The sequence below is a fragment of the Marichromatium sp. AB31 genome, from assembly GCF_003718685.1.
Taxonomy (GTDB): domain Bacteria; phylum Pseudomonadota; class Gammaproteobacteria; order Chromatiales; family Chromatiaceae; genus Marichromatium; species Marichromatium gracile.
Genome location: NZ_RHFI01000017.1, coordinates 15,817 through 26,189 on the forward strand (window position 1 = coordinate 15,817; position 10,373 = coordinate 26,189).

General features: G+C 65.7%; 7 protein-coding genes and 2 tRNA genes. 8 read left to right on the forward strand and 1 reads right to left on the reverse strand.

Annotation, left to right across the window (positions count from 1 at the left end; translation table 11 throughout):
• Window positions 1–56 precede the first annotated feature (56 nt).
• The 8 genes from tig (at window position 57) to EBL84_RS12360 (ending at window position 9,185) form a co-directional block, all read left to right on the forward strand.
• Window positions 57–1,355 carry a trigger factor gene (gene tig, locus EBL84_RS12325; RefSeq protein ID WP_123141093.1) on the forward strand — a complete coding sequence of 433 codons (1,299 nt, stop codon included), beginning with the start codon at window positions 57–59 and terminating at the stop codon, window positions 1,353–1,355.
• 80 nt (window positions 1,356–1,435) lie between these two features.
• Window positions 1,436–2,080, forward strand: coding sequence for an ATP-dependent Clp endopeptidase proteolytic subunit ClpP (clpP, locus tag EBL84_RS12330; RefSeq protein ID WP_123141094.1), 645 nt, complete (start codon window positions 1,436–1,438; stop codon window positions 2,078–2,080).
• Between the two features lie 191 nt (window positions 2,081–2,271).
• Window positions 2,272–3,537 (forward strand): ATP-dependent Clp protease ATP-binding subunit ClpX, encoded by a 1,266-nt coding sequence (clpX, locus tag EBL84_RS12335; protein WP_062275383.1) that lies wholly within the window; start codon window positions 2,272–2,274, stop codon window positions 3,535–3,537.
• Window positions 3,538–3,767: 230 nt separating this feature from the next.
• On the forward strand, window positions 3,768–6,209 hold the full coding sequence (gene lon, locus EBL84_RS12340; RefSeq protein WP_123141095.1) for an endopeptidase La: 2,442 nt from the start codon (window positions 3,768–3,770) through the stop codon (window positions 6,207–6,209).
• A gap of 299 nt (window positions 6,210–6,508) precedes the next feature.
• The gene (locus tag EBL84_RS12345; protein WP_165913526.1) at window positions 6,509–6,922 is read left to right on the forward strand and encodes an HU family DNA-binding protein; all 414 of its coding nucleotides are present in this window, start codon (window positions 6,509–6,511) and stop codon (window positions 6,920–6,922) included.
• A gap of 51 nt (window positions 6,923–6,973) precedes the next feature.
• Window positions 6,974–7,049: transfer RNA gene (locus EBL84_RS12350), tRNA-Val, on the forward strand.
• A 58-nt stretch (window positions 7,050–7,107) separates the two neighbouring features.
• Window positions 7,108–7,184: transfer RNA gene (locus EBL84_RS12355), tRNA-Asp, on the forward strand.
• A gap of 75 nt (window positions 7,185–7,259) precedes the next feature.
• On the forward strand, window positions 7,260–9,185 hold the full coding sequence (locus EBL84_RS12360) for a SurA N-terminal domain-containing protein (protein WP_123141096.1): 1,926 nt from the start codon (window positions 7,260–7,262) through the stop codon (window positions 9,183–9,185).
• Between the two features lie 312 nt (window positions 9,186–9,497).
• On the opposite strand, the gene EBL84_RS12365 is transcribed toward EBL84_RS12360, so the two are convergent.
• Window positions 9,498–10,274 carry an enoyl-ACP reductase gene (locus tag EBL84_RS12365; RefSeq protein ID WP_062275390.1) on the reverse strand — a complete coding sequence of 259 codons (777 nt, stop codon included), beginning with the start codon at window positions 10,272–10,274 and terminating at the stop codon, window positions 9,498–9,500.
• Between the last annotated feature and the right edge of the window lie 99 nt (window positions 10,275–10,373).

The window sequence follows — 10,373 nt, forward strand, 5'->3', positions numbered from 1 at the left end:
TTTTTTAGCAAGGTGCGGGCCTGGTCAGAATCCCGGCGCCGACAGGAGATGAGTCAATGCAAGTTTCGGTGGAATCGGGCGAGGGTCTCGAGCGTCGTGTGAAGGTCGAGCTGCCCTCCGAGCAGGTCACCAGTGCGGTCGATCAGCGTCTGCAGCAGCTCGCGCGCAGCGCCAAGCTGCCCGGTTTTCGCCCCGGCAAGGTGCCGATGAAGCTGGTGCGCAAGCGTTACGGCGCCCAGGTCCTCGAGGAGGTGTTCGGCGAGCAGGTGCAGGCGAGCTTCTACGAGGCGCTCACCCAGGAGTCGCTGCGTCCGGCCGGTCAGCCGGAGGTCGAGCCCGAGATCGACGTCGAGGCCGGTCGTTTCGCCTATGTCGCCACCTTCGAGGTGATGCCCGAGGTGGAGCTGGCCGCACTCGAGGGCCGCGCACTCAAGCGTCCGGTCTGCGAGCTCGCCGAGACTGATCTCGACGCGCTGATCGAGCGGCTGCGCGACCAGCACAAGACCTGGACCCCGGTCGAGCGCGCCGCCGAGCAGGGCGATCAGCTCACCATCTCCTTCGCCGGCACCATCGACGGCGAGGCCTTCGAGGGTGGCTCGGCCGCTGACGTCGAGCTCGAGCTCGGCTCCGGGCGGATGATCCCCGGCTTCGAGGACGGTCTGGTCGGCGCCGCCGCCGGCGAGACCCGGACCGTCGAGGTGACCTTCCCCGAGGAGTATCAGGTCGAGGCGCTGGCCGGCAAGCCGGCGAGCTTCGAGATCACCGTCAGCCAGGTCGCCGAGCCGACCCTGCCCGAGGTCGATGGCGAGTTCGTCAAGCGCTTCGGCATCGAGGACGGCGACGTCGAGCGCTTCAAGAACGATGTGCGCGAGAACATGGCGCGCGAGTTGAAACAGCGTCTCGAGGCCCGCACCAAGGAAGCAGTGATGGACCTGCTGATGGAGGCCAATCCGGTCGAGGTGCCGCAGGCGCTGGTGCGCGACGAGATCGCCTCGATGCAGGAGGAGATGCGTCGCTCGGTGGGCGCCCAGGGCGAGGTGCAGTTGCCCGACGCGCTGTTCGAGGAGCCGGCGCGTCGCCGTGTCGCCCTCGGTCTGATCATCGGCGAGCTGGTCAAGCAAAACGAGCTCAAGGCCGATCAAGATCGCGTCCAGGCGATGCTCGACGAGATGGCCGCCACCTACGAGAACCCGCAGGCGGTGATCGACTACTACAAGGCCGAGCGTGGCCGCATGGCCGCGCTCGAGGCCGCGGTGCTCGAGTCCCAGGTGGTCGACCTGGTGCTCGGCCAGGTCTCGGTCGAGGACGAGGAAACCAGCTTCGAGGCGCTGACCAACCCGGGCGCCGCGGGCTGATCGACACCCACGCGATGCGTCCGCCGGTGACGGCGGACGCCTTCCAGAAGCCAATCCGCAGAGAGTTGAAGGCGTATCCCATGAGCAACATCGAGAGCCGCACCGACTGGAGGCCCGAGGCACTGGGGCTGGTGCCGATGGTCATCGAGCAGACCGCCCGCGGCGAGCGCTCGTTCGACATCTATTCGCGCCTGCTGAAGGAGCGCGTGATCTTCCTGGTCGGCCCGGTCGAGGACCACATGGCCAACCTGGTGGTCGCGCAGCTGTTGTTCCTGGAGTCGGAGAATCCGGACAAGGATATCCATCTCTATATCAACTCGCCCGGTGGCGCGGTCACCGCGGGCCTGGCGATCTACGACACCATGCGTTTCATCCGCCCGGATGTCAGCACCATGTGCATCGGTCAGGCGGCGAGCATGGGCGCGCTGCTGCTCGCCGGCGGCGCCGCGGGCAAGCGCTACTGCCTGCCGCATTCGCGGATGATGATCCATCAGCCGCTCGGCGGCTTCCAGGGGCAGGCCTCCGATATCGATATCCACGCCCGCGAGATCCTCTACATCCGCGAGCGTCTCAACCAGATCCTCGCCGAGCACACCGGTCAGTCGGTCGAGAAGATCGCCGAGGACACCGAGCGCGACCGCTTCATGGGTGGCGAAGCGGCCCAGGCCTATGGGCTGATCGATCGCGTCATCAGCGAGCGAGGTGCCGCCTCCGGCAAGGAGTAAGTGGCGCGACGCGCGACGTCGCAAGCGGTCGGAGTCAGGGGGCTTGTCGGGCGTCACCGGAGTGTGACGACCGCCAAGCCTTCGTCTCTTCACTCTCTTGCCATATAAGCGCAAACCGTTATGATTGAATTCGCCTCGATGGGGATTGTCCGATCCCCATCCCCAACCGACCCCCCGGAGAGCTATTCCCGATGAGTGGAAACAAGAGCGACGAAGGCAAGCTGCTCTACTGTTCGTTCTGTGGCAAGAGTCAGCATGAAGTCCGCAAGCTCATCGCAGGGCCGTCCGTGTTCATCTGCGACGAGTGCGTCGAGCTGTGTAACGACATCATCCGCGAGGAGATGCAAGAGGGCGTCGGCGAGGCCGCCAGCAGTCTTCCCAAGCCGCGTGAGATCAAGGCGCGTCTCGATGAGTTCGTCGTCGGCCAGGAGTTCGCCAAGAAGGTGCTCTCGGTCGCCGTCTACAACCATTACAAGCGTCTCGAGGTCGCCGAGGCCAAGGAAGACATCGAGATCGCCAAGAGCAACATCCTGCTGATCGGCCCCACCGGCTCCGGCAAGACGCTGCTCGCCGAGACCCTGGCGCGACTGCTCAACGTCCCCTTCACCATCGCCGATGCCACCACCCTCACCGAGGCGGGTTATGTCGGCGAGGACGTCGAGAACATCATCCAGAAGCTGCTGCAGAAGTGTGATTACGACGTCGACAAGGCGCAGAACGGCATCGTCTACATCGACGAGATCGACAAGATCTCGCGCAAGTCGGACAACCCCTCGATCACCCGTGACGTCTCGGGCGAGGGCGTGCAGCAGGCACTGCTCAAGCTCATCGAGGGGACCGTCGCCTCGGTGCCGCCGCAGGGTGGGCGCAAGCATCCGCAGCAGGAATTCCTCCAGGTCGACACCTCCAACATCCTGTTCATCGTCGGTGGTGCCTTCGCCGGGCTCGACAAGATCATCCAGAATCGTTCGCGCAAGACCGGTATCGGCTTCTCCGCCGAGGTCCACAGCAAGGATGACGGGCGGATGATCGGCGAGCTGCTCAGCGGCGTCGAGCCCGAGGACCTGATCCGCTACGGCCTGATCCCCGAGTTCGTCGGTCGACTGCCGGTGATGGCGACCCTCGAGGAACTCGACGAGGCGGCGCTGATGCGCATCCTCACCGAGCCCAAACACTCGCTGGTGCGTCAGTACGCGCGCCTGTTCGAGATGGAGGACGTCGAGATCGAGCTGCGTGAGGACGCGCTGCGCGCGATCGCCACCAAGGCGATGGAGCGCAAGACCGGGGCCCGCGGCCTGCGGACGATCATGGAGCAGGTGCTGCTCGACACCATGTACGAGCTGCCCTCCATGGAGCATGTCAGCAAGGTCGTCATCGACGCTTCGGTGATCGCCGGTGAGAACAAGCCGTTCCTGATCTACGACGGGATGGAGAAGCAGGCGGCATCGGGAGACTGATCGATCGCGCTGTCCCACCCCCAGGAGGCGGACGGACACCCGCCGCTGGACTGTCCGCCCGCCCCCCAATCCAGGCGCGCCGGCGCGTTGAACTGCGCGTCGGCCGCCCCGATCCTTTCCCCATCATCCAATCGTACCGACGTCGGCGTCCGTGGAACGGTCCCTGGGCTCGGCCCGATCGTACCGACCACGGCCCCGCGGGCCGTCGCTTTCAATGAGAACGGGTTTCCATGGCGCAACACGATTCCAACCTGACATCCTCGACTCCGCAGGAGCTGCCGGTGCTGCCGCTGCGCGACGTCGTCGTCTATCCGCACATGGTGATTCCATTGTTCGTCGGGCGCGACAAGTCGATTCGCGCGCTCGATACCGCCATGGCGAGCGACAAGCAGATCCTGCTGATCGCACAGAAGAGTGCCGAGGTCGACGACCCCGAGGTCAAGGATCTGCACGAGATCGGCACCCTGGCCAATATCCTGCAACTGCTCAAGCTGCCCGACGGCACCGTCAAGGTGCTGGTCGAAGGCAACCAGCGTGCCCGCATCGAGCGTTTCCTCACCACCGATGACGCCTTCTCCGCGGTCATCGAGCCGCTCGAGGAGACGCTCGAGACCGACGAGCGCGAGCAGGAGGTGCTGATGCGCTCGGCCGTCGGGCTGTTCGATCAGTACGTCAAGCTCAACAAGAAGGTGCCGCCCGAGGTGCTGACCTCGCTCTCGAGCATCGACGAGGCCGGTCGTCTGGCCGACACCATGGCCGCGCACATGTCGCTGAAGCTCGACGAGAAGCAGCGCGTGCTGGAGATGACCGATGTGCAGCTGCGCATCGAGCACCTGATGGGGCTGATGGAGTCGGAGAACGACATCCTGCAGATGGAGAAGCGCATCCGCGGGCGCGTCAAGCGCCAGATGGAGAAGAACCAGCGCGAGTACTATCTCAACGAGCAGATGAAGGCGATCCAGAAGGAGCTCGGCGAGCTCGAGGACGCCCCCAACGAGATCGAGGACCTGGCCAAGCGCATCGAGGAGGCGAAGATGCCTCGCGAGGCGCACAACAAGGCCCAGTCCGAGCTCAACAAGCTCAAGCTGATGTCGCCGATGTCGGCCGAGGCGACGGTGGTGCGCAACTATATCGAGACCCTGGTGCAGGTGCCGTGGAAGAAGCGCTCGCGTATCCGTAACGACATCAAGGTCGCCGAGGCGGTGCTCGACAAGGACCACTACGGGCTCGATCGGGTCAAGGAGCGCATCCTCGAGTACCTCGCCGTGCAGCAGCGGGTGCGCAAGCTCAAGGGCCCGATCCTGTGCCTGGTCGGTCCGCCCGGTGTCGGCAAGACCTCGCTCGGTCAGTCGATCGCCCGCGCCACCAACCGCAAGTTCGTGCGCATGTCGCTCGGTGGGGTGCGCGACGAGGCCGAGATCCGGGGGCACCGGCGCACCTATATCGGTGCGCTGCCGGGCAAGATCATCCAGAACCTCTCCAAGGCCGGTTCGCGCAACGCGCTCTTCCTGCTCGACGAGATCGACAAGATGGCGATGGACTTCCGTGGCGACCCGGCCTCGGCGCTGCTCGAGGTCCTCGACCCGGAGCAGAACCACGCCTTTGCCGATCATTACCTGGAGGTCGACTTCGACCTCTCCGAGGTGATGTTCGTCGGCACCGCCAACACCCTCAACATCCCCCCGGCGCTGCTCGATCGGATGGAGGTGATCCGGCTCTCGGGCTACACCGAGGACGAGAAGGTCGCCATCGCCGAGCGCTACCTGATCCCCAAGCAGACCAAGAACAATGGTCTCAAGCCCGGTGAGCTGGTGATCCGCGAGGCGGCGCTGCGCGACATCATCCGTCACTACACCCGCGAGGCCGGGGTGCGTAACCTCGAACGCGAGATCTCCAAGGTGTGCCGCAAGGTGGTCAAGGAGGTGCTGCTGAAGAAGCGCGACAGCGCCACCACGGTGACCGCCAAGTCACTGGAGAAGTATCTCGGGGTGCAGCGCTATCGCTACGGCCGCGCCGAGGAGCACGACCAGGTCGGTCAGGTCACCGGCCTGGCCTGGACCGAGGTCGGCGGCGAGCTGTTGCAGATCGAGTCGGCGTTGATGCCGGGTAAGGGCAAGCTCAGCTATACCGGTCAGCTCGGTGATGTGATGCAGGAGTCGATCCAGGCGGCGATGACCGTGGTGCGCTCGCGTGCCGAGGGGCTTGGGGTGCCGACCGATTTCCACAGCACCTTCGATGTCCATATCCACGTCCCCGAGGGCGCGACCCCCAAGGATGGTCCGAGCGCGGGCGTGGCCATGTGCACCGCGTTGGTCTCGGCGCTGACCAAGATCCCGGTGCGCTCGACGGTGGCGATGACCGGCGAGATCACCCTGCGCGGCGAGGTGTTGCCGATCGGTGGGCTCAAGGAGAAGCTGCTCGCCGCGCATCGCGGTGGGATCGAGGAAGTGATCATCCCGCTGGAGAACGAGCGCGACCTGGTCGAGATCCCCAAGAACATCAAGCAGCATCTGGAGATCCATCCGGTGCGCTGGATCGACGAGGTCCTCGATATCGCCCTGGTCCAACCGCCGCGCCCCGCCGGGGAGTCGGCCGAGGCCAAGGAGGCCGAGGAGGAGTCGGCCGACTCGGCCGAGGGTGCTCGAGATCAGGGGGCGCCGCTGCATCACTGATGTGATGGGCATGTCGCCGTCGGGTCGGCACCCGCACCCATCCGGGGTGCCGATCAACACCGCGATCGATGTTCCCGCTCCGGCCCATCGTCCGATGCCCCAGGGGGGCGGACGGTGCGTCGGCGGCGATCATTTGCTCTGTTGTATCGACGGAGTCCGATTCGATTGTTAAGGTCATGAGCGGTGCTGGCACGGTGATTGTGTCTGCTCATGATGGCTAATCTGCCATGTCAAGTGCCGCGGCTCTGCTTAACGGCGGGTTTTTGTGACCAACAGGCAGAAAAGCCGGTTGCCCTCGCATGGACTCCGATTTAGCATGCGTCAATCTTGAAGAAGGCTTGCGCACAGGGGTCTCCGGCCCCGCGTCCGATGCGTGGCATCCGCCTCATCGTCGTCGCGCAGTCAGTGTGTACCAAACGAGACAGGTAACAGGGGGATCAATGAACAAATCCGACCTCATCGAAGCCATGGCGGATGCCGCGGATATCTCCAAGGCTGCGGCAGCCCGTGCCCTCGATGCCTTCACCGACTCGGTCGCCGTGACCCTCAAGGACGGCGGTACCGTGTCGCTGATCGGCTTCGGCACCTTCAGCGTCAAGGAACGTGCCGCCCGTACCGGCCGCAACCCGCAGACCGGCGCGACCATCGAGATCAAGGCATCGAAGACGCCTGCATTCAAGGCTGGCAAAGCGCTCAAGGATGCCGTACAATAGCGCTTCGCCTTCGGGGGGAAGGATAAAAACTTCCTCCCAAGCCGAAGGGTGGGGTGCTTAGCTCAGCTGGGAGAGCATCGCCCTTACAAGGCGAGGGTCACAGGTTCGATCCCTGTAGCACCCACCAACACCGAAAAAAAAGGTGTTGCAAAGAAAAAAAATTGCAGTATAATGGCAATTCTTCTGGAGCGGTAGTTCAGTTGGTTAGAATACCGGCCTGTCACGCCGGGGGTCGCGGGTTCGAGTCCCGTCCGCTCCGCCAAATTCGATAAAAACGGGGCATCCGCAAGGGTGCCCCGTTTTTTTTTGGCCCACACCTTCGTTTGGATCGACCGCCATGCTTCAATCCATCAGGGATCGTGCCCAGGGCTGGATCGCCTGGGTCATCGTCATCTTGATCAGTATTCCGTTCGCGCTCTGGGGCATCCAGTCCTATCTCGGCATCAATGGCGAGACGGTGACGGCCACCGTCAATGGTGTCGAACTCACCGAGCGCGATCTCGATCGTCGGGTCCAGCAGACCCGCATGGAGCTACGCGAGCGTCTCGGCGCCGCCTATGACCCTGCCGCCTTCGACAGCGCCGAGCTGCGCCGCATGGTGCGCGAGGAGATGATCCGCGAGGTGCTGCTGATCGACGTCTCGCAGCGTCTGGGGCTGCGTGTCTCGGATCAGGAGCTCAAGCTGCGCATCCTCTCCGAGCCGGCCTTTCAGCGTGATGGTCGCTTCGACAACGAGGCTTTCCAGCGCCTGCTGCAACTGCAGGGGATGAGCGAGCAGCAGTTCGTCGAGCAGCTGCGCCGGCAGCTGACCGGCACCCAGCTGATCCGCGCGGTGGTGGCCAGCGAGTTCCCGACCCGTCTCGAACTCGAGCAGTTCCAGCGTCTCTCCGCACAGCAGCGCGACATCGACTATGCGCGCTTTGCCGCCGCCGATTATCTGAGCGACGAGCCGCTCGCCGACGAGACGATCGAGACCTACTACCAGGAACACGCCGAGCGTTTCCGCAGCCCCGAGCAGGTCAAGCTCGATTACGTGGTCCTCGACGTCGCCGAACTGGCCAAGGGCATCGAGATCGACGAGGCGGCGCTGCGCGAGGCCTATGCCGCCGAGCAGGGGCGGTTCGTCATGCCCGAGCAGCGACAGGTCCGTCATCTGCTGATCGCGCTGCCGCAACAGGCCGATGACGAACAGGTCGCCGCCGCCGAGCGCGAGATCACGGCGCTGCGCGCGCGCATCCTCGAGGGCGAATCCTTCGCCGATCTCGCCGCCGAGCACTCGGACGACCCCGGTAGCGCCGCCGAGGGTGGCGAACTCGGTCTGATCGAGCCGGGGATGATGGATCCGGTGTTCGACGAGGCGGTGTTCTCGCTGCCCGAGGGTGGACTGAGCGAGCCGGTGCGGACCCGTTTCGGCTATCACCTGATCGAGGTCGAGGCGGTCCGCCCCGGCGAGACCCAGCCGTTCGAGGCGGTCCGTGAGCAGCTGCACGAAGAGCAGGCGCGTGCCCAGGCCGAGTCGCTCTATTACGATCTCGGCGAGCGCCTCGCAACCCTCTCCTACGAGCGTCCGGACAGCCTCGAGCCGGTGGTCGAGGAGCTCGGCCTGGAGTTGCGTCAGAGCGATTGGATCGGACGCGAGGGTGGCGAGGGACTGCTCGCCGAGCCCGGTGTGCTGTCGGCGGCCTTCAGCGACGAGGTGCTGGTCGAGGGCAACAACAGCGAGCTGATCGAGCCCGATCACGAGCGGCTCAGCGCCGTGGTGGTGCGGGTGCGCGATCATCGCGAGTCGGCGCCGCGCCCGCTCGAGACGGTGCGCGAGGAGATCGTCGCCGCGCTGCGTGAGCAGCGCGCGCAGCAGGCCGCGATGGCCGCGGCGGAGGCGGCGCTCGCCCAGGTGCGCGACGGTGAGGCCGAGTGGTCCGAGGCGATGGCTGCGGCGGTGATCGAATCGGTCGGGCTGGTCGGGCGCGGCGCGGTGTTGCCCGAGGCGGTGCTCGATCTCGCCTTCAAGCTGCCGGCGCCGCAATCCGGAGAGTCTGAGCTGGAGGCGGTGGCGCTTGCCGACGGCGATGCCGTGGTGGTGCGGCTGACCCAGGTCGAGGATGGCGAGGTGACGGTCGGTGGCGAGGGCGCGACCATCCCGGAGGCCGGACTGCTCGCCGAACTCGCCGGGCGTGATCTCTATGATGCGCTGCTCGCCGACATCGAGCGTCGCGCCGAGATCACCCGCGAGCCACTGAGCGTGGACGACGACCAGCTCTGACCTTGCGACTTCGCTCGGGGACCGGCCACGCGGCCGACGCCCCGAGCGATGCGTGGCATCGCTGCTGCGCCATCAAGCGATATGCGATCGAACCGTCAGGTGGAGGCGTCATGACGCCGGCGCCGAGGCGGTTTTTTTGTGCGCGGCCTTGCTGATGCGCTCGTCGCCTGCCTGCTGTCCAGGGTTGTGTCCCTGGGGGGCGAGCGGTGCGCCGGGCGGGGGAGTGGGGCAGGGGGAGCGTGGGGGAGCGAGGCGTCGAGTGACGCCTCGGGGCGCCGCCGCGACCAGACGGGCGCGGCGGCGTGAGCGGGCTCAGCCGAGCCCGAGGATGTGGTAGCCGGTGTCGACGTAGAGGACGTCGCCGGTGATGCCGCTGGCCAGGTCGGAGCAGAGGAAGGCGGCGGCGTTGCCGACCTCCTCGATGGTGACGTTGCGGCGCATCGGGGTGCGCTCCTCGACCTGCTTGAGCATGTCGCGGAAGTCGGAGATGCCGGCGGCGGCGAGGGTGCGGATCGGGCCGGCCGAGACGGCGTTGACGCGGGTGCCGCGCGGGCCGAGCGAGGCGGCCAGATAGCGCACGTTGGCCTCCAGACTGGCCTTGGCCACGCCCATCACGTTGTAGTTGGGAACCGCGCGCACCGCACCCAGATAGCTCATGGTGAGCAGCGCGCCGTTACGCCCCTCCATCATCGCCCGCCCGCCCTTGGCCAGGGCGGCGAAGCTGTAGGCGCTGATCTCGTGGGCGGTGTTGAAGCCCTCGCGGGTGACCGCATCGACATACTCACCCTCGAGCTGCTCGCGCGGGGCGAAGGCGATCGAGTGGACGATGCCGTCGAGTCCGTCCCACTGCTCGCCGAGCGCGGCGAACAGCGCGTCGATGTCCTCGTCGCGGCTGACGTCGAGCGGCAGCACCAGGTCCGAACCGCACTTGGCGGCCATGTCGGTGACACGCGACTTGAGCTTGTCGTTCTGGTAGGTAAAGGCCAGCTCGGCGCCCTGGCGGTGCATCGCCTCGGCACAGCCCCAGGCGATCGAGCGGTTGCTCGCCACGCCGGTGATCAGAATCTTCTTGCCTTCAAGGAATCCCATGTTCGGTAGTCTCTCGCGTTCGCTGGCCGGGCGCGGGTGCGCCGGCGACCGTTCGGGTCGGGATCTGCTGATGGTCCGTGTTCACCCTTGGACATTTCA